The organism is Rhodanobacter sp. AS-Z3 (assembly GCF_029224025.1).
GTDB lineage: Bacteria > Pseudomonadota > Gammaproteobacteria > Xanthomonadales > Rhodanobacteraceae > Rhodanobacter.
Map to the genome: position 1 here is coordinate 210,982 of NZ_CP119392.1, position 25,939 is coordinate 236,920.

The following is a 25,939-nucleotide window of genomic DNA, read 5'->3' on the forward strand; positions in this document are numbered from 1 at the left end:
CCGCTTCAGTAGAGAGCAGCAACCATGGCCGCACAGCACATAGTCATTCTCGGCGGCACCGGTTTCGTCGGCCAGCAGCTGGTCGCGCGGCTCATCGCCGACGGCCATCGCGTGCTGCTGCTCAGCCGCAATCGCGAACTGCACCGCGAACCCGGCGTGCTGCCGGGTGTCATGGTGCGCAATGCCGACATCTACGATGACGGCGTGTTGCGCCAGCAGCTGGTGGGCGCCGACGCGGTAATCAACCTGGTCGGAATTCTCAACCAGGGCGGCCAGCACAGCTTCCAGCGCACACATGTGGAACTCACCCGCCGAGTGATCTCGGCGTGCCACGACAGCGGCGTGAAGCGACTGCACCAGATGAGTTCGCTGAAAGCCGGTCAGGGTTTGTCGCACTACCTCAAAACCCGGGGCGAAGCCGAGGTGTTGGTAAAGGCCTCCGGACTGGACTGGACGATCTATCAGCCCAGCGTCATTTTCGGTCACGGCGATGGATTGGTCAGCCGCTTTGCCGCACTGCTGCGCATGATGCCGGCACTACCGCTGGCTCGCGCGAAATCGCGCATGGCGCCGACCTGGGTGGGCGACGTGGCCGAAGCCATTGCACGCTGCGTCAATCATGATCGGCTGGGTCGGCAATGCAGCTTCGAGCTGTACGGCCCCGAAGTGCTCAGCCTGGGCGACATCGTGCGCAAGATCCGCGACGCCGCCGGCTTGCGCACGCCGGTCATCGACCTGCCTGACAGCCTCGGTCGGCTGCAGGCGCAGTTCGCCGAACTGCTGCCCGGAAAACCGTTTTCACTGGACAACTTCCGTTCGCTGCGCACCGACTCGGTCGGCAAGACTGATGGCTACGCCGCGCTCGGGATCACCCCGCAGGCGTTGACGCCCTGGCTGCCGGTGCTACTGCACGAGCCGGCCCGGCAACGGCGGCTGTCCGCGGCACGCTCGCTGCGTCGTTGATTCGCCAGCAGCCGACAGCTCACCCCAGGCCCAGCAAATCCCCAGCCGATCCAGTTCATTACCGTAACGCGGCACTCGTGGCGGTCGCGGCTGCGGCGGTTCGCGCAAGCGTGCCGCATGGCCGGCGCCAGCGCTGCGGCCGTTGCTATCCGCCTCCAGGCAGGACGGATCATCTTCCAGCTGCAGAAATGCCATCACCTCGTGCAGCTGCTTCGCCGGGTCGGCCAGCAAGGCTTCATGCGAATGCTGGAATATGCGACCGGGATACAACTGCCGCCAATGCCGACTGAGTCCGTCGTAGTCGCGCCAGTAGCTGGTCAGCTCGTCCAGGTCATAACTGAATTGATGGTTGTCGGTAAACAGTTGGCGATAGCAACTGAGGCAGTTCTCCAGCACGTCGCGCCGACAATCCAGCAGACGCGCCCCCGGCAACATCGCCATCGCCGCGACCATCAACTGCCAATCCTGCTCGCCCTGATGCACGAAATACCGATCGCCATCATGCGCGCGACCGATGCGCGCCAGGTATTCCTGCCCCAACGAAGCCCATAGCACCGGCGTTGCCTGCGCCGCCCACTGCGGCAACGCTTGTTGCCGGCGGCGCGACTCTTCTTCCAGCACATCACGCAGGTGTGGCGAGCGGTCGGCCGCATCGATATGTGCATGCCCGGCAAGCACTCGCCGCAGCAGGCCAGCACCCGAGCGCGGCAGTCCGGCGATGAACACCACATGGCTTCCGCGCGCCGGCTCCCCTGCATCACCCGGCGGCTCCGCGAACGCGGCACGCAGTTGCGCAATACCGGCCGAAGCCTGCGCTGCGTTCCAGCTCAAGGGTTTTCGACGCTGCCCATTGGCCTTCCGCAACGCGCGAAAAGCAGCGTGATAGTCGCCCTGATCTTCCAGCCCGCGGGCCAGCGCAAAGCCCAGCTGCCACTTCGATTCCGACGTCGTATCGGCACGTTGCATCAACTGCCGCAGCTGTGACACCTCCGCTGCCGTGAAAGGCTCGACCTGCCATCGCGACAAACCCAGCCACGCCTCCGGATGACCCGGCTCATGTCGCAATACTTCGCGATAATTGGCGCACGCGGCCGCGCTGATGCCAAGACTGGCTTGCGCCTCGGCCAGCTGGCTGCGCATCACCGCATCGCCGGGGGCAAGATCCAGCGCGCGATGCAAAGCGGTGATCGCTCCGGCAGAACGCCCACGTCGATGAAACGCTCGACCAAGGCTGAACCACGCCGGCGCGAAATCCGCTGCCAACTCGGTAGCTCGGCGCAACGCGGCGAACGCCTTGGAAAACTCCCCACTGTTGTACAGCGATGTGCCCAGATTCATGTGCAGCAGTGCGTTGTCCGGCTCAGCCAGCAAGGCCTGCCCAAGCACGACCACCGCTTCGGCGTAGTTGCCACGCATGTGCGCCACCAGTCCCAGCAGGCGCTGCGCCTCCACACACTCCGGCGCCAGTGCGAGCACCTCCTCCAGCGCGACTCTTGCCGCATCCAGTTGTTTGCGGGCCATCGCCACCGTCGCCTCATCGAAGCGCCGACGCGCGGCAGTCGGCAGGTCGACAACACGGTCACGCAGCAAGGGATGAATCGGCGTGTCCACCATGATGGAATCCGGATTGCAGCTGTCGTGTCAGCTTACGCGAGAGAGCTGCCGCAGGAAACGACGCCGGATCTGCGTCACTTCTTCTACTATGCGTTCTCGTTTGTTCGGGAACCGGTGATCATGTCTGGCAATTCGGCCACTCCAAACCCGCAAGGCCGCGCCGCCGATCTTCCGCCGGCAGTCGTGCAGTTACTGGCAGCAGCGCGCGGTGCCTTGGCCAGCGGCCTGTTGGAGCACGCCGAGCAACAGCTGACCGAACTTGTGACGCTGATGCCCGAGTGCACGGAAGCGCATCGCTTGCTGGGTATTGCCGCGCTGATGGGCAACCAGCCGGCCCGGGCGATTGATCACCTGCAACGCGCCGTCGCCAGCCGTCCCGGCGACCCCACGCTCAACATGAACCTGGGCAGTGCGCTGATCGAAACCGGTCAGAGCGAGGCAGGACTGGAGTATCTGCAACGCGCCTGCCAGCTGGCCCCGGATTCGGCCCACGCCTGGTACAACTGCGGCAAGGGACTTCAATATTGCGCGCAGATGGAACCTGCGCGCGACGCCTTGCAGCACGCCATCGCGCTCGACCCTGCGCACCTGCAGGCACGCAACGCACTGGCTACCGTGCTGACCAGCCTTGGCGACACCGCCGCCGCCGTGGCGACCCATCGCGAAACGTTGCGGCAACAGCCCGACTTCGCCCCCGCCTGGTTTACGTTGGCCAACATGAAGATCGAGCCTTTCAGCCCGGACGACGTCACGCAACTGCAACGTCAGTTGAGCCGTTCCGACCTTTCGGACGATGCACGCTTGCTGCTCGGCTTCACCTTCGCCCAGGCGCTGGAAGATCAGGGCGACCATGCACGAGCGTTTGATGTGTTGACCGACGCAAACGCCATGAAGCGACGCTCCATTTACTGGAGTCGCGATGAAGAGCGTTGCCGCGTGGAAGCGATTGCAGCGGCGTTTGCCCAACCGCTACCTGCACCGCAGGACCCCACGCTGGGCCGGGAAGTCATCTTCGTGGTGTGCATGCCTCGCTCCGGCTCCACCCTCACTGAGCAAATCCTCGCCTCCCATCCGCAGGTTGACGGTGCCGACGAAATTCTCGACCTGCCGCAACTGCTCAACGAAGAATCCGCGCGTCGTGGGCAGCCGTTTCCCGCATGGGTGCCAGCGGCAACCGCCGAAGACTGGCATCGGCTAGGCCAGGAGTACCTCGTACGCACCGCGCACTGGCGCCAACAGTGCCCACGCTTCACCGACAAGAACGTCGACAACTGGGCCTTCGTCGGCGCCGCCCTGGCCATGCTGCCCGGCGCCCAAGTGGTGAATTCCTGCCGCGATCCACTGGAAACCTGCTTCGCCCTGTACCGCCAGTTATTCGGCAATCAGTCCGTCCACTACAGCTACGATCTCGACGACATCGTCGACTACTACGCCGGCTATTCGCAGCTGTGTGAACTGTGGCGGAAAAACCATTCCGCGCGCTTCTTCGATCACGCTTACGAAGCGCTGCAGGCGGATCCGGAAGCACAGATACGTCGCCTGCTGACGTTCTGTGAGCTGCCGTTCGATCCCACTTGCCTTGAATTTCACCAGTCGCCACGCACCGTGCTGACAATCAGCGCAGCGCAGGTCAGGCAGCCGTTACGAAGGGATACGGCACGCAGTGAACGCTATGGGGTGAAGCTTGATCAGCTGCGGGTAAAACTGCGCACGGCGAGAGTGATTTCCGAGACCCTTGAACAAGACCCTTCAGAGCGATCGTCGATTTAATCGGCCTCGGGGTTTGTTGCGGCGCTTGCCGCGACCCGCTCAGTGACTGCCGGCTGCCGCTTGCTGATACAGCGATGCAACGTCGCCAACCGACAACAGCTTCAGCTCTTTGTAAGCCGCGTCGGTGACACGATCTTCTCCGTTGCCCTCACCGTAGAGCCGCATGCCTTTCGAGGAATGCGCAAAGAAGAAGTAGAACGCCATGGTGGGAACGTCTGGCGCGGAAACAATCTTGAGGTCGCGGCCACCTGCGCATCCATAGACCAACCAGTGCACGCCGCCGTAAGTCTTTTTCAAGGGTCCGATCGTGCAATCAGGCTGACGGGCAGGTTCCAGCGAGGGTGAGCCCGCTGCCACCGTGAACGTGACAGCGCTCAGCAGAATCGACATCAACAGGCAACTGATGGTTTTCATGCGGACGACCTGCGCGCCATGGGTGAGCGCCATTAAATCCGTTTGGATGCACCACTGCAACACCGCTCCCAGTCGCGGTGCTGAGGCGACCCGACGGCACGCACAAGGCCGTCGACTTGCCGCTGCCCGCTGCGGGTAACAGCTCGCCCACTCGCATCTCCGTGGCATCATGGCCTCATGCAAATCTACCTGGTCGGCGGCGCAGTCCGCGACAAACTGCTGAAGCGCGCCGTGGTCGACCATGACCGCGTAGTCGTCGGCGCAACGCCGGAAGCACTGCTGGCGCTGGGTTACAAACCGGTGGGCAAGGATTTTCCGGTATTTCTGCACCCGCAGACGAACGAGGAGTACGCGCTGGCGCGGACCGAGCGCAAGAGCGGGCGCGGTTATCACGGCTTTGTGTTCCAGGCCGATGCGACGATTACGCTGGAACAGGATCTGGCGCGACGCGATCTGACCATCAATGCGATCGCCGAGGACGAGCATGGCGCGCTGACCGATCCGTTCGGCGGCGTGGCCGACATCGAGGCGCGCATATTGCGCCATGTGTCGGAGGCTTTCGTCGAAGACCCGGTACGCGTGCTGCGGGTCGCGCGGTTTGCCGCGCGCTTTGCCCCGCTCGGCTTCCGCGTGGCGGCGGAGACGATGGCCTTGATGCAGCAGATGGTGCGCGACGGCGAGGTTGATCATCTGGTTCCGGAACGCGTCTGGGCAGAAACGCGCAAGGCATTGAGTGAGGCGCAGCCATCGGCATTCCTGCGCGTGTTGCGCGACTGCGGCGCGCTGGCCGTGCTGTTTCCGGAAGTGGATGCGCTGTACGGCGTGCCGCAACGCGCCGAGTTCCATCCGGAGATCGACACCGGCGTACATGTGGAAATGGTGCTGGACGCCGCCGCTGCGCTGACACCCGGCGACGACGTGGTGGGCTTTTGCGCGCTGACCCACGACCTGGGCAAGGCGCTGACTCCGGTGGATGAACTGCCACGTCATATCGGTCATGAACACCGCGGCGTGACGCCGCTGCGCGCGTTGGCGGCGCGACTGAAGGTGCCAACCGAACACGCGGCGCTGGCCGAACTGGTCTGTCGCGAACATTTGAATGTGCACCGCGCGTTCGAGCTTAAACCGGCCACCGTGCTGAAGCTGTTGACGGCGACGGATGCGTTGCGCCGACCGGTACGGCTGGACGTGTTCCTGGCCGCCTGCATGGCGGACAAACGTGGCCGGCCAGGTCACGGCGACGACGCCTACCCGCAGGCTGACTATTTGCGCGCGGCACGGGTTGTCGCCGCCGTGGTCGACTCCGCGCCCTTCATTGCGCAGGGGCTGGCCGGTCCGGCGATTGGCCAGGCGATGGAAAACGCACGCATCCATGCGATCGCGGAACTGAAGGCTAAGTCCTCGGAAAGCCGATCCGCGGTATAAAGACGCCATCATTTCGCCCAATCCGGGCGGTTGCAGTCCACTACTTTTCCCCGGAGTTGCCCGTGTCGAGTGCCTTCACCCCGACCTCTCCCCTGCGCCAGCGTTTCCGCCCGCTGTGGTGGCTGGCGATTACCTACCTGGCGATCACCTTCCCCACCCGCGTGGTGTTGCTGGTGATGTCTGGCGCCGAAGTGCCGCATACCGCGTTCAACCTCGCCTATGCGTTTGGCGTGGGACTGTTTTACGACGTGGTCACCTTCATCTACGTGGCATGGCCGCTGGTGCTGTTCCTGTGGATCGTGCCGACTCGTTCCGGACGCGTGGCACCGCTGCTGCGCTGGCTGATCTACGCGCTCGCCATGGCGCTGGCCTGCGCGCTGTGCATCGGTGCGTTGCACCTGCACTACCACGCCAGCCTCAAGCAGACCTGGCCGGTATTCCTGCCGTTCCTGTTCGTGCTGCCGCTGGCGGCGTTCACCTATACCTCGCGCATCGGCCAGTGGGTGCTGTATGGGTTCGCGCTGCTGCTGATCTACGGCCTGCTGTTCGTGGGCGCGTCGGAGCTGGTGTTCTGGAATGAGTTCAGCGTGCGCTTCAACTTCATCGCGGTGGACTATCTGGTCTATACCACCGAGGTGATCGGCAATATCCGCGAGTCGTATCCGATCGGCCTGTGGGTCGCCTTGCTGGCGGCGCTCGCGCTGGTGGTGTTTGCGTTCAGTCGCCGCGGCCTGCGCGTGCGCGACGATGGCAGCCGCTTCTGGCAGCGTGGCAAGGTGGCTCTGCTGTGGCTGGTGCTCACGGTGATCTCGGTGGCCGCGGTGAACGGCGGCATGAAAGACCGCACCAGCAACAACTACGTCAACGAGCTGGCCGGCAACGGCATCTACCAGTTCTTCAACGCGTTCCGCAGCAGCCACCTCGACTACGCGAAGTTCTATCGCACCCTGCCCGATGACGAGGCATTCCGCCGCGTGCGCGAGATGCTGAAGACGCCGGATTCAAGCTACGTCAGCAACGACTTGCACGACCTTACCCGTGCGATCCGCCGCAGCGGTCCGGAGAAACGCCTCAACGTGGTGCTGATCAGCGTGGAGAGCCTGTCCGGCGACTACCTGGGTACGTTCGGCAACAAGGAAAACATCACCCCTTATCTCGACTCACTGGTCGACCAAAGCCTGTTCTTTGACAAGCTGTACGCGAACGGCACGCGCACCGTGCGCGGACTGGAAGCGCTGGCGTTGTCGGTGCCGCCGACGCCCGGCGATTCGCTGGTGAAGGCGCACGACAACGAAAACCTGTTCTCGCTGGCCGACATCTTCAACGACCGCGGCTACCAGTCCGACTTCGTCTACGGCGGCTACGGCGAATTCGACAACATGAACCAGTTCTTCGGCAGCAATGGCTACCGCACGGTGGATCGACGCGCGATTCCCAAGAGCGCCACGATTCATGGCGAGAACGTGTGGGGTGTAGCCGACGAGGATCTGTACACGCTGGCGCTGAGCCAGATGGACCAGAGCCATGCGGCGGGCAAGCCGTTCTTCCTGCATATCATGACCACCTCGAACCATCGGCCGTACACCTTCCCCGGAGGCCGCGTGAAGCAGGCCAATGGCACCCGTGAGGGCGCGGTGGCGTATACCGACTGGTCGATTGGTGACTTCATTCGTCGTGCGCGTGAGAAGTCCTACTTCGATGACACCATTTTCGTGATCACCGCCGACCACTGCGCGTCCAGTGCGGGCAAGACCAGCGTGCCGATCAACCGCTATCACATCCCGTTGTGGATCTACGCGCCGAAGCATGTTCCGCCACAGCGGGTGGAACGGCTGATGGGCCAGGTCGATATCGCACCGACCGTGCTCGGCCTGCTCAACTTCAGCTACCGCACGCGCTTCTTCGGCTACGACTTGTTCCAGCTGGAAGCGGGCCGCGAGCGTGCATTCCCGGCTACCTACGAAAAGCTCGGCTACCTGCACGACGACGTGCTCACCGTGCTGGAACCGCAGCGCAAACTGGAGCAGATGAAGCCGGACTACGCCACCGGCGACGCCACCCCGATCGTGCCGCAGAACCCGCAGCAAATCGACGATGCGGTGGCCTATTATCAGGTGGCCAGCGACCTGTTCAAGCGCGGGCAACTGGTGCGTCGACCGGCGGACTCGACGCCCGTGCAAGCGCTGCCGGCGCCGGCCAGCCCGGTGCCCGCTGCCGCCAGTTCGGCACCTGCAGCGGCCAGCTCGACCGGATCACTGCCTGCTTCGGAGCCTTGAGAAGAAGGCTTCCACGCTCGCCAGAACCCTGGCGAGCGGCGTGCGCAGCAACAGCAGCGCGATGAGAATGCCGATGCCGTCGGCCAGCACGTCGAAGACATCGGCATCGCGCGGCGGGTCCAGCCACTGGGCGAATTCGATGAAGATACCGAACGCGAGGCAAGCCAGCGCTGCCCATAGCCGTGCACGACGATTCCGATAGACATTCCCCCACCAGCCCATCAGGCAGGTGAAGGTAGTTGCGTGCAGCAGCTTGTCGCCGTACGGAAAGGCCAGCGTGATATCCGGATTCGGCGTCAGCGCCATCCACAGCGTCCAGCCCATGATCAGCGCACCCAAGGCAGCCCAGGCAGCATGCCAGCGCAGCCGTCCAGACGGCTGAACGCCTGCGCCGTTCTTCAAAGCCGGCCGCCCTGGTCCGCTGCCAGCAACTCGACCGGCAGGGGTAACGCATCCAGCCCACGTGCCAGCAACATCGCCTGGAAACGCTCGCCCATCTGGTCGGGCAGCATCAGGCGCTTCACCTGCTGGGACAGCCGGTAGCGGGCGTGTTCGTCGCTCGCCTGCTCGTGGGCATTCTCGAACACCTGCTGCAAACCGGCGCCGATCAGGAACTGCGCCTGCGGCAGATACGCCGCCACCGCGAAGTCGGCGCTGTTGCCCGCCTCGGCCAGCGCGGTGAAATCCACTGACGCGGTCAGGTCATTCAAGCCGGGCAGGAACAATGGATCGTTGTGCGCGTGGTGGCGGTAGTGCGCCATCAAGGTACCGTCCTCGCGCTCGGGCAGGTAGAACTCGCGGCGCACATAGCCATAGTCAATGAACAGCATCACGCCAGCCGTGAGGGAACCGGCCACCGCCTGAATCCAGTACGGCAATTGCGGCAGGACTTCCGAACGGTAGCCATCGGCGAACTCGGCACCCAGATCGCGCTCGACGTGACGCACGGCGCCGGATACCAGCGCGTCGGCGGGTCGATCGGCACGCTTCAGTCGACCCTCGCCGTCCAGCACCACGTATTCCTCATAGATTTCGCCGTCGCGCACGCTGAAGCGCGTGGCCGGCAGCGCGTCGATCACCTCGTTGGCGAACAGCACGCCGTGCCAGTCCTGCTCCGGCGGACGATCCAGCCACTGCACCCGGGCGTTGAGTTCGGCAGGCAAGTTCGCCTGCAGCCGTTCGCGCTGACGTTCGCGCAGGTCGGCGCTCGGCTCCAGGATCAGGTAGTGCCGCGGCAGCGTGCCGGCGGCAGCAAGCGCTTTCAGTGCGGATTCTGCAAACGCACCACTGCCACCACCGAGTTCGAGGAAGTCCGCCTGTTCACCCAGCATCGCCAGCACCGGCTGCACCGCATTCACCACGCAACCGGCGAACAGCTCGCCGAGTTCCGGTGCGGTGACAAAATCGCCGGCCTCACCAAATTTGGTGCGGCCGGCGCTGTAATAGCCCAGGCCTGGGGCGTACAGACAACGCTCCATGTACTGCGCAAACGGCATCGGACCGTGCGAGGCGATCTGCTCGCGCAGCAATTGCAGCAGATGGTTGGAGTGCGCGCGCTCGTCGGCGCTGGCTTCGGGTAAACGGCTTTTCATGCTTGCGGCTCTGGATTTCAGCGCCGCAAGGATAACGGATGAGGCCAGGGAACCCGCGTGATGGTTGCGGCAACCATCACGCGGGCTTGGTCAGAAGTTCTTTTGCAGGCTCAGGTAAAGCCCACGGCGCGGACCGAATTGCGGCGCGCCAACACCGATGCCGCTGCCGTCGCGCAATTCATAGGTGCGATCCAGTGCGTTGATCATCGCCAGTTGGGTATGCAGTTTGCCGAAGCCGTCGAATACAAAGTCGTGCGAGACGTTGAGATTCAACTGGAAGTACGCCGGCAGCGACGCGCCGTTCGGTACCGCGCCGTCCTTGCGCAGACCGCTGCCAAACAGGGAGTCGGCACCAACCCGTGTGCTATCGCTCAACGCGTAGTTCAAGCCGCCGGACGCGGTCAGCTTCTGGTCGTGATCAAGGAAGATGTAGTGATCGTTGACCCACGCGAGGTCGTCCGGGGCGAAGTTGTACTGGCTGGTGATGATGCGCTTGCCGATGGCCTTGCCCAGCGAGGCGTTGAAGTATGCCGACAATGGGCCCTGCTCATAGTTGGCCGTGAACTCCACGCCCTTCACCCGACCCGCTGCGTAGTTGAACGTGGCATAGACCAGCGCGGAGCCGAACTGACCTTCATCCTGCAGGCGCTGCACCTTGCGGTAGTAGGCATCCACGCCGACTGTCCAGGCCGAGCCGAGGTTCTGCGAGATACCGGCGTCGAAATAGTCCGAGCGTTCGGCCAGCGGCGTGTTGTTGCCGGTATCCGCCACCGCATTGGTGGTGCCATCGAACTTCGCGATGTTGGTGCTGGGGATCATCTCGGTCGCCGGCGGCGTGAAGTAGCGCGAGTAACCGGCATGCACCACGGTACTCGCGGTGGCCTGCCAGACCAGGCCCATGCGCGGACTCAGTTGACTCTCGCTGCGCGCCAGCTGGTAGCGATCGCCGCGCAGGCCTGAGTTCAGCGTCCAGTTCTCACCGATGCTCCACTCGTCCTGCACATAGGCCGACCAGGTTTTCGCGGTGAGCCGACTGGCGTCGCGAATATTGATCGGTGTGGTGCTGACCTGCGCGCCGCCGGCGTCGGCCGGAAATACCCAGGCATTGTTGCCGCTGGCAGCACGCTCGAAGCTGCCGTAAACACCGTAGCGCAAGGTGTGGCGAGCGCCCATCGGCGTGGCGAAATCCGCCTGCAGGGTGCTGGCGCGGTTGCGGCGGGCGATGTCGGAAGCGACACCGTTGAACATCAACTCGCCGATCCGGTCCGGCGTGTAGGTCAGGCTGCTGTAGCGCTGGCCAAGCGACACTTGATAGTCCGTCGCCCCCAGCTTGCCTTGCAGCGCGAGCACGCCAAAGCGGGTGTTCTCGCGCTGGCGCTCGTCGAGCGTGGCAGAGTTGAAATCGACCGTGTCGAGGTAGCCGAACGCGGGCGTCTGGCCAGGGTTGTCAGGAATCTGGAAACGGTTGTTGGCCATGCCGAACAGCAAGCTCAGCCGTGTGTCATAGTCGATCAGGTAACTGATGTCGCCGAAGCCCTTCACCTGATTGGTGTGGTCGTGGATCGGTTTCTTGCTGGCGGTGGGATTCTCGATGCCGGCATCGTTCTGCATGGTGTTGCCGGTAAGAAACCAGCTCCAGCGATCGTTGCTGCCCCAGATCGACGCATTCGGATTCAGCGTAGCGTTGCTGCCGCCGATGATGCCCACGCTGCCGCCATTGCCAAGCTCATGGCCGCTCCTGGTGGTGATGTCGACCACCGCGGCCGTGCGCAAGCCGTACTGTGCCGGCAGGGCACCATCAAGCAGCTTCACCGTATGGATCGTGCGTGCATCGAGGCTTTGCCCGAAGCCGCCGATCGACTCGGGGATGATCACGCCGTTAATGCGGTACTGCAGGTTCGCGTGATCGCCACGCACGTGCAGGCCGCCATAGGAATCCTGCACCACACCCGGCGCCTGCAGCAGCACCTGATTGAGCGGTGTGGAGGCGCCCAACGGCAACTGGGCGATCGCCTTGTGATCGATCACGTACTGGCTGCTGCCGGTACCCGGTGACAGCGCGTTGCGCGCCTGATCGAGCGTACCTGAGACCGAGATGGCGTCCAGATTCTGCACCTGGGGCGGCTGGTTGCCGCTGTCGCCGTCAGTCGGATCGTTGCCGTTTACGACGCGCGCAGCGTCCCTGATGGAGGGCACCTCGGCGGCATGAGCGATCGGCGTGGCCAGCGCGACGGCAAGGCTCAGGGCAAGCAGGGAGTGTTTCATCGGCAGTTCCAACATCGGCAGTTCGGTTATATCGTTATGTTATAATATATCATATCGAGCGTCGATTCAGCGGCATGTGACGCCATGTCCTGGTCGGGAGGGCTGACGCATTGAGCCCCGCTTCACACGCACTGCCTAGACTGGCGAGGATGCAAGCGGCGCGTCTGCGCCTGGTCCACCGGGAGTGCACATGAGCAAGTCACCCAGCCAGCAGGTTCCCGCGGTCATCGTTCCGGTCGAACCGGGACGGATCACCGCAGCGATTCTGGATTTCGTCAGCGAAGTGCCCGACAGCAAGGTCGGCAGCAGCAAGGAGCCCGCCAACGAAGCGCGAAGGCTGGCCAACCGCGCCGCCCAGCGTGCCGCGTTGACCGCCGGCTCACTGGCGTTGCCGCCAGGCCCGCTGGGCTGGCTGACCCTGCTGCCCGAGTTGATCGCGATCTGGAAGATTCAGGGCCAGATGGTCAGCGACATTTCCGCCGCCTACGGTCGCCACGCCACGCTGGGCCGCGAGCAGATGATGTGGTGTCTGTTCCGGCATACCGCCGCACAGGCGTTCCGCGATCTGGTGGTGCGCATGGGCGACCGGCTGATTTTCCGCCGGATGTCGTTCGGTGTGGCCGAACGCGTAGCGAAGCAGGTCGGCATCAAGATTACCCAGCGCACACTGAGCAAAGGCATCTCGCGCTGGCTGCCGGTGATCGGCGCGCTCGGCGTCGGTGCCTATGCCTATTACGACACCGGACAAGTCGCCAGCACCGCGATCGAGCTGTTCGAAAGCGAGGTGACGATGGCCGAAGAAGGCGATGCCGCCATGGCGGAAGCCGACCAGCCCAGACCCAAACCGAAGACCAAACCGAAATCCAGTAAACGGATCGTGGACAAACTGGTCGACAAGGCGGTAACCGGCGCAGCCCATAAGGTCGCCGGCGCGGCCCGCAAGATTGCCACCAGGAAGCGCACCAAGAAGCCGGAATAACCACGCCGCGCGGGTGACGCTGGCGCAACTTTGCGGCAAGCTGCGGGCTGGATATCTGCCGGAGCCGCCGCATGTCACTGTCACATGATCACCACGGCGCGAGATCAAACAGCGCGGGTCGACCGGTTGCGCTGATCACCGGCGCCGGCCGCCGGGTTGGCGCGGTGATTGCGCGCAGCCTGCATGCAGCAGGCTATGACCTGGCGTTGCACTATCGCCAATCCGCCAGTGACGCGCAGGCGCTGGCCAGCGAGCTGGAAGCACAACGTAGCGGCAGCACCTTGCTGCTGCAGGCCGAACTCGCCGACCTGCCGGCACTGCCGCGTTTGATCGAGCAGCTGCTGGCGCACTACGGTCGGCTCGACGCGCTGGTCAACAACGCCTCGGCGTTCTTCCCCACACCGCTGGGCACGGCCACCGCCGAGCAGTGGAACGAGCTGTTCGCCTCCAACGCACAGGCGCCGTTCTTCCTCAGTCAGGCAGCCATCCCGGCGCTGCGCGCAGCGCGCGGTGGCATCGTCAACCTGATCGACATCTACGCCGAGCGTCCGTTGGCCAACCATCCGATCTATTGCATGGCCAAGGCGGCGCTGGCCGCGATGACGCGGTCGCTGGCGCTGGATCTGGGCCCGGAGATTCGCGTCAACGGCGTCGCCCCCGGCGCGGTACTGTGGCCGGGAGAAGGCAAGGCCTATGCCGACCAGCAGGCGATGCTGGCGCGCACGCCGCTGCAGCGCGCTGGCTCACCGGACGACGTAGCCAGCGCCGTGCTGTGGTTGTTGCGCGATGCGCCGTTTGTGACCGGGCAAATCCTCAACGTGGACGGCGGCAGAACGCTGTCGGTGTGAGTTTCCTGCAGCGTTCCGCAACGGCCGGCTACTTCCGCTTCGGCGCAAACGCCTGCTGCAGCAGCGACTGATCGAAGCCGACACTGGCATCGCCGGCTTCGGCGTAGCGGTACAGCGCGGCGGCGTAAATACCCTGCAAAGACGCCTGAATCAGCGCAAGCAGGATGAAACCCAGCACCACGATCACCGCAGCCACCACGATGGCGGGCACCGATTGCATCGCCACGGCGCCGCCGATCAGAACCGCACTCAGCACCACGGCCAGGAACATCAGCAGGCCGAACACCACCCCAAGGCCACCGTTGCCGATCAGGTTCTCACCCCAGCTGCGTTTGAGCAGCTCCACGCTTTCCTTCACCGCGTCGATCGGGCCGACCTCTTTGCTGGCCAGCACCGGTACCACCAGGAAGGTGGCCACCGTCCACGCCAGGCCGATGAAACCGACCACCAATCGACCGATCAGGCCCAGGCGTTCCTGCACCATGCGCAGCAACAGGCCAACCGTGGCGGCGATCAACGCGTAGCCGAAGATCTGCGGCAATCGCGCCCGCGCCAGTGCCAGCCCGGCGCTGACGCTGGTCGGCTCGCCACGCAGGTGCATCAGCGCCACGCCGGTCAGCGCGGTCTGGAAAAAGATGATCACGAAGTACTGCACCAGATAGAACGCGAACGTCAGCAGGTAGGTGCCGACCGACATGCGCTCATGGAAATTCTCGCCGGCATGGTTGCCGCCGATCAGCATTAAGCCCACCGGCACCAGGAAGCTGGCCGCCACCAGCAGCGTACAAACTCCGGACAACAGCGGAAACAGCAACAGCGACTTGTCCGAGCGCAACACCGCTGCGCTTGCCTTCATCAACGCCCAGCTGCGGGCAAATTTTCCGGCCATGATGGTTTTCCCCTGTGCGCGATGCGCGACTGCGTTATTTCTAGCATCCACCAGCTCGGCGCGAAAGTGCGCATCGTCTGGTGGTGCAAACCTAGCCCGCCAATGACTCCACCTGCAGCGGTTCGGCATCCGCCGGAAAGGCTGCCCACAACTCGGCCATGCTGGCTCCACTGACCGGATGGCGAAAGTCGGGCGCGATGTCGGCGATCGGCTGCAATACGAACGCATGCTGCAGTTCGTTGCGCGGAATCTGCAGGTGGCCGGGGCCCGCCATCACGAGATCGTCGTAGAACACGATGTCGATGTCCAATGTGCGGTCGGAGTAGCGGGGCACATCGCGGCGACGGCCGTGGCGATCTTCCAGCGCATGCAGCCAGTCGTTCAGCGCTTCAGGCGACAGCTCCGTATCCAGCCCCACGGCGAGGTTGACGAAGACGGCGCCGTCGAAACCCACCGAAGCGCTGCGATAGGCCGGCGAGACGATCAACTCACCAAAGCGCTGACGCAACTCGGCCAACGCCGCAGCAAGGTATCGATGTGGCTCAAGGTTGGAGCCCAGACTCAGGTAGACACGCGCCACGGATTTCATGCCTCTTCGAATTCGAGCACTCGTTGATCAGTGGCCGATTCTGCCGGCTCACCCCTGCGAAACGCCAGCGCCGCGCGTACATCGCCGCCTGATGGCTGTTGATACAACGCCAGTCCGAATTCCGGCAACAACGCGAACAGATGATCGAAGATGTCCGCCTGAATGCCCTCGTATTCCGCCCACGCCACGGTGCTGGTGAAGCAATACAACTCCAGCGGAATTCCCTGCGCACCGCTGGCCAGTTGGCGCACCATGCAGCTCAGTTCGCGGTGAATCTGTGGATGCTGATCCAGATATGCCTGCACGTAGGCGCGGAAGGTACCCAGGTTGGTCAGCCGGCGCCGATTGGCCGGCAGTTCGGCAGCCTTGCCCAGCGACTGATTCCACTGCGCCACATCGCGTTCTTTCGACGGCAGGTAGTCGGCCAGCAGGCGCAAGTGTGATAGCCGCCGAATTTCGCCCTCGTCAAGAAAGTGCACGCTGGCGGCATCGAGATAGAGCGCGCGCTTGATCCTTCGCCCGCCGACTTCCTGCATGCCGCGCCAGTTCTTGTACGAATCAGAGATCAATCGCCAGCTGGGAATCGTGGTGATCGTCTTGTCCCAGTTGCGCACCTTGACCGTGTGCAGCGCAATGTCGATCACGTCGCCGTCGGCATTCAACTGCGGCATCTCGATCCAGTCGCCGACCCGCAGCATGTCATTCGAAGACAACTGCACGCCAGCCACAAACCCGAGAATGGTGTCCTTGAAAATCAGCATCAGTACCGCCGACATCGCACCCACGCCGGACAGCAACAGGCCTACCTGCTTGCCGGTAACGGTGGCAATGATGATCAACGCGGCAACGATGAACAGGCCGATCTTGATCAGCTGCAGCAAACCCTTGATCGGCCGCTGCTGACCGCGCGGCGTTTGCTGGTACACGTCATCACTGGCTGACAGCGCGCCACTGATGGCCATCACGATGCAGAACACCACCAGCGCCGTCATCAGGTTGCCAAGCATGGCCTCGATGTTCGCCGGTACGCCCGGCACCAGCACCATGCCGTACTGGATGATCAATGCCGGCAAGGCGCGCGCCAGCCAGCGGAAGGTTCCGCGAGCCAGCAGGGCATCGTCCCAATGGGTGGCGGTTCGCCGCGCAATGCTGCCAACCAGCCGGCGCGACAGGCGGTGCACGAGATGCCCGGCAAGCCATGCCAGCGCCAGCAGGGCCAGCACGCCCAGCACTGTTTGCATCGATGGATAATCGAGGAGGTCTTGCAGTGGTCGCATGAGGGCTTCCTGTCGGCGCGTGCGCCCGCTCGCAAGCGGTCGCGCGGATCGTGGCGGCATGCAGCGCGTAACCGCGCATCAGCCTGAAACAATGGGGATCGCACCCCGCCGATGCAACCGTGCAGCGATTGCTGCAACAGGATTACTGCGGGCGCGTACCGCGTTCGATGCATACACCGACGGACTTCGCCCCACGCACCGCGCCGGGTTTGGACAGCTTCAAACGCACCCAGCCCACGCCGAATTCCTCACGGATAATTGCCGCACAGCGCTCAGCCAGCGTCTCCACCAGGCCGAAGCTGGACGCTCCGACGTAGTCGATCAGCCGTTTGGAAACGTCCTTGTAGTTCAGCGTCAGCGCGATGTCGTCACGGGCCGCCGGCACGCTGTTGTCAAATGCCATCTCGATATCGAACGCCAACGTCTGCCGCACCCGACGCTCCCAGTCGTAGATGCCGATGACGGCATCAATGCGCAAATCTTCGATGAAAACGATATCCATGGCGGTAGTCGGCAAGAGTCGATAGCCGTACAGAATCAGCGAGCTGGCGTGCGGATGCAAGTCGCCGGGTCGGCCGCGTGCGATCATTAGGCCCATGACTGCCTTCAACACACTCCCGCTCAAGCCCGCCCTGCTCGCCAGCGTGGAAACCCTTGGCTACACCGAGATGACCCCGGTGCAGGCGCAAAGCCTGCCGCCGATGCTGGAAGGTCGCGACGTGATCGCGCAGGCGCAGACTGGCAGCGGCAAGACCGCCGCGTTCGGGCTGAGCCTGCTGCAGTCGATTGATGCGGACGTGATCCGGCTGCAGGCGTTGGTGCTGTGTCCGACCCGCGAGCTGGCCGATCAGGTGAGCAAGGCGATCCGCAAGTTGGCGGCGAACATCCCCAACGTGAAGCTGCTGACCTTGTGCGGCGGCATGCCACTCGGCCCGCAGCTGGCCTCGCTCACCCATGATCCGCACATCGTGGTCGGCACGCCCGGCCGCGTGCAGGAACATTTGAAGCGGCAAAGCCTGCATGGCGGCGGTATCAAGGTGCTGGTGCTGGACGAAGCCGACCGCATGCTCGACATGGGTTTCTCCGAGGCCATCGACGACATCATCGGTCGCATCGCCAAACATCATCAGACCTTGCTGTTCTCGGCCACGTACCCGGACGAAATTCGCGCCGTGAGCGAGCGCGTGCAGAACGACCCGGTGGTGGTGACGGTGGATGCCCCGGCGGACGAACAGCCGGCCATCGAGCAGCGCTTCCATGAAGTGGAGCCGGCGCAAAAGCCCGACGCACTGGCGCAGCTGCTGGGCGGCGCGCAGGTCGAGCAGGCGCTGGTGTTCTGCAATATGCGCCGCGAAGTGGATGCGGTGGCGCAGGAACTCGATCGCCGCGGCTTCTCCGCACTGGCCCTGCATGGCGACATGGACCAGCGCGACCGCGACGAAGTGCTGGTGCGTTTTGCCAACCACAGTTGCGCCGTGCTGGTGGCCACCGACGTGGCCGCACGCGGGCTGGATATCGTGGCGCTGCCGCTGGTGGTCAGCTACGACATCGCGCACGACCCGGAAACCCACACCCATCGCATCGGCCGCACCGGCCGCGCCGGCCAGGCTGGCCTGGCGATTACCTTGTGCGCGCCGCGCGAGCGGCCCAAGGCGGCAAACATCGAAGAACTGAACGGCACGCCGATACCGTGGCGGCCGTTGAAAGTCGCGCCAGCCCGCGGCAAGACCTTGCATCTGGCACCGATGAAGACGCTGGTGATCGATGCTGGCCGACAGGACAAGCTGCGTCCCGGCGACATTCTTGGCGCGCTCACCGGCGATGCCGGGCTGGCGGCGAAGGACATCGGCAAGATCGACGTGTTCGCCACCCGCGCCTACGTGGCGATCAGCCGCGAACTGGCCAACAAGGCACTGGAACGATTGCGTGCCGGCAAGATCAAAGGTCGGAACTTCCGCGTGCGGCCGTTAGGCTGAGCGCCCCGACCCCGCTGGAGGCCCCTGCCATGTCGCGCTGGTTCCATCGAAGCCTTGTCTTGATCCTGCTCGCCTCGGTCGCACCCGCGTGGGCCGCGATTCCCGTCTATGGCTTCAAGGTGGTGCATACCTATCCGCACGATACCGCTGCCTATACCGAAGGCCTGTTCTTCAAGGACGGTCAGTTGTACGAAAGCACCGGTCAGCTCGGCATATCCACCGTGCGCAAGGTGGATCTGGAGAGCGGCGAAGTACTGCAGCGCCAGCGCGTGCCGAAGCAGTACTTCGGCGAGGGCATCGTCGACTGGAAGGATCGGATGATTCAGCTCACCTGGCAAAGCCAGACCGGCTTCGTCTACGACCTGGCCAGCCTCACGCCGAAGAAAACCTTCAGCTACCCCGGCGAAGGCTGGGCGCTGACCCGCGACGACCACCAGCTGTACATGAGCGACGGCAGCGCCGAGCTGCGCGTACTCGATCCGGAAACCCTGGCCGAAATCCGCCGCATCAAGGTCACCGCCGATGGCGTGCCGGTGACCAACCTCAACGAGCTGGAGTGGGTCGATGGCGAGATCTACGCAAACGTCTGGTTGACCAGCCGCATCGCGCGGATCAATCCGACCAGCGGTCACGTCGTTGGCTGGATCGATCTGACTGGCCTGTTCGACAACAGCCAGCTGCCGAATCCGGTCGACGATGTACTCAACGGCATCGCCTGGGATGCCGCGCACAAGCGCCTGTTCGTCACCGGCAAATGCTGGCCGCAGCTGTTCGAGGTCACGCTGGTGCCGCGCACCGGCAAGTAACGAGGGCTGCGCGTCAGCTCAGCGCTGCAACCAGCTGGCCGCGCCGCGACCGGCCAACAGCCCGCTGGCCAAACTTGCGGTGAGCAAATAGCCACCGGTGGGCGCTTCCCAATCCAGCATCTCGCCCGCGCAGAACACGCCGGGACGATCGCGCAGCATCAATTGTTCATCGAGTACTTCCAGTCGCACGCCACCGGCCGTGCTGATCGCTTCGGCCACCGGCCGCGGTGCACGCAGACGCAGTGGCAACGACTTGAGCCGAGCGGCCAGCGCCTGCGGATCAGCCAGCGTGGCCTTTTCGATCAGCTCGAAAGCCAGCGCGCACTTGGCATGATCCAGCCCGGCGCGGCGGCGCAGCCAGTCACCGATGCTGTGTTTTCCGCGTGGCGCGGCGAGCCGTTCTGCCAGCACCGCCCGGGTGTAGCCCGGCACAATATCCAGCAGCACGGTGGCCTCGCCCTGCGCCGCAATCTGCTCGCGCAAGCCCGCGCCGATCGCATAGATCAGGCTGCCTTCGATGCCGTACTCGCTGAGTACGAATTCACCCTGGCGCGAATGGCTGACACCACGACCATCCACCCAGTGCGCCACCACCGGCTTTAACGGTGCACCGGCGAAGCGGCTGGACAGGTGTTCGCTCCAGTTGATTTCAAAACCACAGTTCGCTGGCTGCAGCGGCGCAATGTCGATGCCTGCCTGTTGCAGCGGCGTCACCCACGCGCCGTCGGAACCCAGTTGCGGCCAACTTGCACCGCCGAGGGCAAGCACCACGGCGTCGGCTGACACCGCTTGCTGACCCTGGGGCGTGGCGAAATGCAGCGCAGAGTGCGCCTGCCAACCCAGCCAGCGGTGATTCATGTGGAAAGTCACCCCGGATTCGCGCAAGCGTCGCAACCAGCCGCGCAGCAGCGGCGCCGCCTTCAGGTCGCGCGGAAACACCCGACCGGAGCTGCCGACGAAAGTCTCCACGCCCAGCCCGGCCGCCCAGCCACGCAGCGCATCTGCGTCGAAGGTATCGAGCCAGCGCGCCACATCCTCGCGACGCGCGCCATAGCGCTCGACGAAAGCTGCGCGGGGTTCGCCATGGGTTAGGTTCAGTCCGCCCTTGCCGGCCAGCAGGAACTTCCGTCCAACCGAACCCTTGGCGTCATACAGATCGACCGCCACCCCCGCAGCGCACGCCGCCTCGGCCGCCATCAGGCCCGCCGGGCCGCCACCAATGATGGCCAGTCGTGGAAATTTCGTCGGGTTCATTCACGCATGGTCGCACGCCCTCTGGGTGGAGTGAACCGTCGAGCGGCGGGTGCGCAGCGCTTCCACTGTGCAGGGCGCATCCCGTTGACGGTAATAACAGGGTACCGAAGCTCGTTCCAAATGAACCGGAAATAACTGGACACCACGGTATCCACACACCGATACGCAGGGCCTGCGCCAGAAATTGAGTGGCAGCCAGAGGCGCCAAACAAGGATCTTGCGTAAAGCGTAATTAGTTACGCCAGCTGATTCGCACGAATGGCCGATAGATTCAAAACCACAACTACATCCAGATAATCAACGACAAGCGGATGGTCGCCAGCATGCTTGCTGCAAGAGCGGTTATATCCAGACGTCCTTGATCGCCGAAACGCCCGTCTGACAGGGCCTGCGCACGTAATGCATTATCAGCCTGGCCTATGACAAAACCGCAAGCAATTACGGTGAAACGATATTCTGGTAGCACACCGATAATGTGATGCCAATCACCTGACCCGTGAAAAAATCCTATTGACGGTTTTCATTCGAAAATCCTACCGTCAATCGGTTCGTCAACTACAAGTCTGACGAATGATTCCGTGAATGCGTCCTGTCATGGACGTTTATCTGCTCGGGTTAAAAGCGGCCCATCATCGGGGGATGCAGAAGAGCCGGCCGAAGCAGGCACGAAGTCGCTGGGCAGTCCAGAAAACCGATGGCGTCGTGAATTTCACGGCGCTCACTTGATGAGGTCAACGCGGCCCCAGCGGCTTCGCTCGCCTCGAAGAAACTTCCGGGAGCTCTAAATGCCAAACCACTTTCGTCTCACCCTGCTGACCGCCGCCATCAGCATGGCTGCCATCACCTCAGCCAACGCTACCTTGGCCAGCAGCAACGCCTTTGTCGCACTGAGCCAACACGCCACCCAGCTGCGTCGTGGTGACGTCATCAGCGGTCCGCTGGCGACTTCCCAGCCCATCCACATCGAGGTGGCGCTGAAACTGCGCAACCCCAGCCAGCTGCAAAGCTTCATCGCCACCGCCAGAACGTCGACGTTGTCGATGGCTCGGCATTCAATGCCGGCACCCGAGTTCGTTTCCAGCTATGCGCCGACGGCGACTCAGGCCAATAAAGTAGCCGCGTGGCTCAGGTCGGTCGGTTTCACCAACGTGCAGATCGCGCCCAACCGCATGCTGGTGTCGGCCGACGGTCGCGCCGACACCGCGCAAGCCGCCTTCAAGACCACGTTTGCCCAGGTGCGCACCCGCGAAGGCCGCATGGCCTTCATGCACAACGGTGATGTGCAGATCCCGGCCGCGTTGCAGGACAGCGTGCTGTCGGTGATCGGTTTGCAGAGCGTCCATCAGGCGCACACCTTTGCAGTGCCGATGCAGGCCAGCTACACCACCCAGGCGGTGACCGGCCACAACCCGACGGAATTCGCCTCGATCTACGGCGGCAGCGGCGTGGCCACGGCTGCGGGCGTGCCGGTAGGTATCGTCACCCAGGGCAAGATCACCCAGACCATCACCGACCTCAACACCTTCACCGACAACGCCGGCCTGGCCCGGGTCACCACGCAGACGATCAACACCAACGGCACCAGCACCGACACCAGCGGCCTGGGCGAGTGGAGCCTGGACAGCCAGGACGTTGTCGGCATGGCGGGTGGCCAGGTAGGCAGCCTGATCTTCTACAACATCCCGACTCTGTCCAACGCCAACCTCACGGCTGACTTCAACACCATCGTCAGCGCCAACGCGACCAAGATCATCAACGTGTCGCTGGGCGAATGCGAAACCAGTGCGCAGAGTGATGGCTCGGCCGCCGCACAGGACCAGATCTTCCAGCAGGCGGTGGCGCAGGGGCAGACCTTCTCGATCTCCACCGGCGACTCCGGCGCGGACGAATGCAGCGACGGCGGCGTGACGCCCAGCTGGCCATCTGCGTCGCAGTACGTGGTTGCCGTAGGCGGCACCACGCTGAATGCGTCAACCACCACCTGGAACAGCGCCACCGTGTGGGCCAGCGGCGGCGGCAGCTCCAGTACCTTCGAAGCACAGCCGAGCTGGCAGAACGGGGTGGCCCCGGGCAACAAGCGCGGCCTGCCGGATATCGCCTATGACGCCGATCCCAATTCGGGCTCGAAGATCATTGTCAGCGGCGCTACCCAGCAGTACGGCGGCACCAGCCTTGCCGCACCACTGTTCGCGGGTGCGTGGGCGCGCATGATCGCCATCAAGGGTTCCAGCATTGGCTTTGCCGCACCGCTGCTGTACCAGTTGCCGGCCTCCGCCTTCCACGACATCACGTCAGGCAACAACGGCGGCGAGACCGCCAGCGCCGGATATGACCTGGCCACCGGCCGCGGCGAGCTGATCATCAGTGCTGCCGCCAACGGCCTCGGCGGCGGCAGCAGCAACGTTCCACCGGTCGCCAACTTCGGTGACGTGGTCAACGGGCTTGCGGTGAGCTTCACCGATAGCTCCACCGACAGCGACGGCAATATTGCGTCACGCTCGTGGAACTTCGGCGACGGCAGCACCTCGACCGCTACCAATCCAAGCCACACCTACGCCGCCGCGGGTACGTATACGGTGTCGCTGCAGGTGACCGACAACGCCGGCGCCAGCAACACCAAGACGGCATCGGTGACGGTCGCTTCCGCCGGTGGCGGTGGTGGCAACGTGTTGCAGAACGGCGTGGCACTCACCGGCCAGGCCGCTGGCACGGGTGCACAGCTTGCCTACACCGTGGTGATTCCAGCGGGCGCCAGCAACCTGGTGATTTCCGAGTCCGGCGGCACCGGCGATGCGGATCTGTACACGAAGTTCGGTTCCGCGCCGACCCTGTCCAGCTACGACTGCCGCCCGTATATCACCGGCAACAATGAGAGCTGCAGTGTGGCCGCACCGCAGGCAGGCACCTACTACGTCATGTTGAATGGGTATGCCGCGTTCTCCGGCGTCAGCGTCAAGGCGACCTGGACAACGGGTAGCGGCGGCGGCACCGGTGGCACCGTGCTGCAGAACGGTGTGCCGGTAACCGGCCTGCACGCCACCAAGAACAACGCCGTGAACTACACCATGGTGGTGCCGGCTGGCGCCACCAACGTGCACTTCGCACTCTCAGGCGGCACCGGCGATGCCGACATGTATGTGAAGCTCGGCTCGGCACCGACCACCAGCAGCTATGACTGCCGTCCGTACGTGGCCGGCAACAGCGAAACCTGCAACTTCTCATCGTCCACCGGTGGCACGTACTACATCATGGTCCGTGCCTACAGTTCTTACACCGGCGTCACCCTGTCCGGCAGCTACACGCCGTAGTCCAGCAGAAACCTGCGGTGCGCACGGATGCGCACCGGCAATGCAGGCATGGACGGGCCCGGTCGGCAACGACCGGGCCTCTTTGCATCTGGACGTCCATTTCCCCGCGAGACCCGAGCGGCGAACGGAAGCCATCCCGCCGAAAGCCGAAGCTGTCGAGCGACGCAAGCAACACGCCAGACCCGGCCGCGAGCTGACACCAGCCACGACGTTGTATGGTTGGCCTTCCGACCGAAGGATATTCGCGATGCGCCGAACCACGCCCATGCTTTCCCTGTTGCTGCTGGCGACAAGCAGTGCCGCCGCCGCTGCTCCACCGGCAGAGCCACGCGAACAACCGGCACTGCACGCGCTGGCCAGCGCTCCGAGTGAAGCCGAGCTGCGCAACACGATCACCCATCTGGTCGGCTTCGGCACCCGGCATACCCTTTCCGATACCAAGTCAGACAGCCGTGGCATCGGCGCCGCGCGACGCTGGGTGAAGGCGCGTTTCGAAACCATTTCACGCGAATGTGGCGGCTGCATCGAAGTCATCACGCCGGCACAGACCTTCACCGGCAAGCGCATACCGACGCCGACCGAAGTGATGGATGTCGTAGCGATCAAGCGCGGGAAACGAGATCCGCAACGGGTGATTGCGATGACCGGACATCTTGATTCCCGAGTCACCGATGTGATGAATATTCACAGTGACGCACCCGGCGCGAATGACGATGCTTCCGGTGTGGCGGCGCTGATCGAGGCGGCACGGCTGCTGTCGAAACAGGACAACGACGCCACCCTCGTGTTCGCCGCACTTTCGGGCGAGGAACAGGGGCTGTACGGCGGCAAGGTGCTGGCCGACTACGCCGTTGCCCAGGGCTGGCAGGTCGAGGCCGAGTTGAACAACGATATCGTGGGCAACAGCCGCGGCCAGAATGGCGTGCGCGACAACACCGTGGTGCGGGTCTTCTCCGAAGGTACCAAGAGCAACGAGACGCCGGCACAAGCGAACTACCGCCGCTATCACGGCGGCGAAGTGGACTCGCCCTCGCGCAACCTGGCCCGAATGATGGCCAGCCTGGCCGATCAATACCTGCCGGATTTTCGCGTACGGATGGTTTACCGTACCGACCGCTACGCGCGCGGTGGTGATCAGGTGCCGTTTCTGGAAGCCGGCTTTCCCGCCGTACGGGTCACCGAACCACACGAAGATTACACACGCCAGCATCAGGACCTGCGCACCGGAACCACGGCACTGGATCGGGATGTGCATTACGGCGACACCATCGATGGCATCGACTTCCGCTACCTGGCCCGGGTTGTCGCACTGAACAGCGTGACCATGGCGGCGCTCAGCCGGGCGCCGGCGCCACCGACTGGCGTGGACAGCGAGGGTGCGCTGGCCACCGACACCACGCTGCGCTGGAACAAGGTTCCCGGTGCCGCGGGCTATCGCGTGCACTGGCGTGACACCACCGCCCCGCAGTGGCAGTACGCGCGCGCCGTCGGTGATGTCGATCAAGCGGTGCTCAAGGATGTGGTGATCGACGACTGGTACTTCGGCGTGTCGGCACTATCCGCCGACGGCTACGAAAGTCCGGTGGTGTTTCCGGGTTTCGCCGGCAGCTTCGAGCGCTCGCCGGCCATGCCGGCCTCCACCGACAAGCCGTAGCTGTGCCGCGATTTGCCAAAGCGTTGCATCCGGGACGGGT

20 protein-coding genes are annotated in these 25,939 nt (G+C 63.9%); 10 read left to right on the plus strand and 10 right to left on the minus strand.

Annotated features, from left to right (window positions below):
• Nucleotides 1-24: 24 nt before the first annotated feature.
• Nucleotides 25-963: a complex I NDUFA9 subunit family protein gene (locus PY254_RS00935; RefSeq protein ID WP_281013614.1), complete on the plus strand. Its 939-nt coding sequence runs from the start codon at nt 25-27 to the stop codon at nt 961-963.
• On the opposite strand, the gene PY254_RS00940 is transcribed toward PY254_RS00935, so the two are convergent.
• Nucleotides 904-2,577 carry a tetratricopeptide repeat-containing sulfotransferase family protein gene (locus PY254_RS00940; protein ID WP_281013615.1) on the minus strand — a complete coding sequence of 558 codons (1,674 nt, stop codon included), beginning with the start codon at nt 2,575-2,577 and terminating at the stop codon, nt 904-906. The two genes, PY254_RS00935 and PY254_RS00940, sit on opposite strands and share 60 nt — an antisense overlap.
• 24 nt (nt 2,578-2,601) lie before the next feature.
• Between PY254_RS00940 and PY254_RS00945 the strand changes: the two genes are divergently transcribed.
• Entirely contained in the window at nt 2,602-4,347 is a 1,746-nt protein-coding gene (locus PY254_RS00945) for a tetratricopeptide repeat-containing sulfotransferase family protein (protein WP_281013616.1), read from the plus strand.
• Between the two features lie 39 nt (nt 4,348-4,386).
• Here the strand turns inward: PY254_RS00945 and PY254_RS00950 are convergent, their stop codons facing one another.
• Nucleotides 4,387-4,761: a hypothetical protein gene (locus PY254_RS00950; protein ID WP_281013617.1), complete on the minus strand. Its 375-nt coding sequence runs from the start codon at nt 4,759-4,761 to the stop codon at nt 4,387-4,389.
• 177 nt (nt 4,762-4,938) lie between these two features.
• On the opposite strand from PY254_RS00950, the gene PY254_RS00955 reads away from it, so the two are divergent.
• Entirely contained in the window at nt 4,939-6,186 is a 1,248-nt protein-coding gene (locus PY254_RS00955) for a multifunctional CCA addition/repair protein (protein WP_281013618.1), read from the plus strand.
• A gap of 62 nt (nt 6,187-6,248) precedes the next feature.
• Nucleotides 6,249-8,462 (plus strand): LTA synthase family protein, encoded by a 2,214-nt coding sequence (locus PY254_RS00960; protein ID WP_281013619.1) that lies wholly within the window; start codon nt 6,249-6,251, stop codon nt 8,460-8,462.
• On the opposite strand, the gene PY254_RS00965 is transcribed toward PY254_RS00960, so the two are convergent.
• From PY254_RS00965 to PY254_RS00975, 3 genes are all read right to left on the minus strand, one after another.
• Nucleotides 8,439-8,786: a VanZ family protein gene (locus PY254_RS00965; protein ID WP_281015121.1), complete on the minus strand. Its 348-nt coding sequence runs from the start codon at nt 8,784-8,786 to the stop codon at nt 8,439-8,441. The two genes, PY254_RS00960 and PY254_RS00965, sit on opposite strands and share 24 nt — an antisense overlap.
• A gap of 74 nt (nt 8,787-8,860) precedes the next feature.
• Nucleotides 8,861-10,054, minus strand: a complete 1,194-nt coding sequence (locus PY254_RS00970) for a class I SAM-dependent methyltransferase (protein WP_281013620.1) — start codon at nt 10,052-10,054, stop codon at nt 8,861-8,863.
• A 90-nt stretch (nt 10,055-10,144) separates the two neighbouring features.
• The gene (locus tag PY254_RS00975) at nt 10,145-12,319 is read right to left on the minus strand and encodes a TonB-dependent receptor (RefSeq protein ID WP_281013621.1); all 2,175 of its coding nucleotides are present in this window, start codon (nt 12,317-12,319) and stop codon (nt 10,145-10,147) included.
• A gap of 190 nt (nt 12,320-12,509) precedes the next feature.
• Here PY254_RS00975 and PY254_RS00980 point away from each other — a divergent pair, with 190 nt between their 5' ends.
• On the plus strand, nt 12,510-13,298 hold the full coding sequence (locus tag PY254_RS00980) for a hypothetical protein (protein WP_281013622.1): 789 nt from the start codon (nt 12,510-12,512) through the stop codon (nt 13,296-13,298).
• 71 nt (nt 13,299-13,369) lie between these two features.
• Nucleotides 13,370-14,146 (plus strand): pteridine reductase, encoded by a 777-nt coding sequence (locus tag PY254_RS00985; RefSeq protein ID WP_281013623.1) that lies wholly within the window; start codon nt 13,370-13,372, stop codon nt 14,144-14,146.
• Nucleotides 14,147-14,174: 28 nt separating this feature from the next.
• On the opposite strand, the gene PY254_RS00990 is transcribed toward PY254_RS00985, so the two are convergent.
• The 4 genes from PY254_RS00990 to folB form a co-directional block, all read right to left on the minus strand.
• Nucleotides 14,175-15,035: a DUF6159 family protein gene (locus PY254_RS00990; protein WP_281013624.1), complete on the minus strand. Its 861-nt coding sequence runs from the start codon at nt 15,033-15,035 to the stop codon at nt 14,175-14,177.
• A gap of 91 nt (nt 15,036-15,126) precedes the next feature.
• Complete coding sequence (gene folK, locus PY254_RS00995) at nt 15,127-15,615, minus strand: 2-amino-4-hydroxy-6-hydroxymethyldihydropteridine diphosphokinase (RefSeq protein WP_281015122.1); 489 nt, start codon at nt 15,613-15,615, stop codon at nt 15,127-15,129.
• A 5-nt stretch (nt 15,616-15,620) separates the two neighbouring features.
• The gene (locus PY254_RS01000) at nt 15,621-16,901 is read right to left on the minus strand and encodes a mechanosensitive ion channel family protein (protein WP_281013625.1); all 1,281 of its coding nucleotides are present in this window, start codon (nt 16,899-16,901) and stop codon (nt 15,621-15,623) included.
• Nucleotides 16,902-17,043: 142 nt separating this feature from the next.
• Nucleotides 17,044-17,403 (minus strand): dihydroneopterin aldolase, encoded by a 360-nt coding sequence (gene folB / locus PY254_RS01005; protein ID WP_281015123.1) that lies wholly within the window; start codon nt 17,401-17,403, stop codon nt 17,044-17,046.
• A 94-nt stretch (nt 17,404-17,497) separates the two neighbouring features.
• Between folB and dbpA the strand changes: the two genes are divergently transcribed.
• Together dbpA and PY254_RS01015 are read left to right on the plus strand one after the other, a co-directional pair.
• Complete coding sequence (gene dbpA, locus PY254_RS01010; RefSeq protein WP_281013626.1) at nt 17,498-18,877, plus strand: ATP-dependent RNA helicase DbpA; 1,380 nt, start codon at nt 17,498-17,500, stop codon at nt 18,875-18,877.
• A gap of 29 nt (nt 18,878-18,906) precedes the next feature.
• Nucleotides 18,907-19,683, plus strand: coding sequence for a glutaminyl-peptide cyclotransferase (locus PY254_RS01015; RefSeq protein ID WP_281013627.1), 777 nt, complete (start codon nt 18,907-18,909; stop codon nt 19,681-19,683).
• 18 nt (nt 19,684-19,701) lie between these two features.
• Here the strand turns inward: PY254_RS01015 and PY254_RS01020 are convergent, their stop codons facing one another.
• A complete protein-coding gene (locus tag PY254_RS01020; RefSeq protein ID WP_281013628.1) occupies nt 19,702-20,937 on the minus strand; it encodes a TIGR03862 family flavoprotein in 1,236 nt (411 codons plus the stop codon).
• Nucleotides 20,938-21,722: 785 nt separating this feature from the next.
• On the opposite strand from PY254_RS01020, the gene PY254_RS01025 reads away from it, so the two are divergent.
• Nucleotides 21,723-24,245: a pre-peptidase C-terminal domain-containing protein gene (locus PY254_RS01025; RefSeq protein WP_281013630.1), complete on the plus strand. Its 2,523-nt coding sequence runs from the start codon at nt 21,723-21,725 to the stop codon at nt 24,243-24,245.
• A 247-nt stretch (nt 24,246-24,492) separates the two neighbouring features.
• Nucleotides 24,493-25,899 carry a M20/M25/M40 family metallo-hydrolase gene (locus PY254_RS01030; protein WP_281013631.1) on the plus strand — a complete coding sequence of 469 codons (1,407 nt, stop codon included), beginning with the start codon at nt 24,493-24,495 and terminating at the stop codon, nt 25,897-25,899.
• The last annotated feature ends 40 nt before the right edge of the window (nt 25,900-25,939 follow it).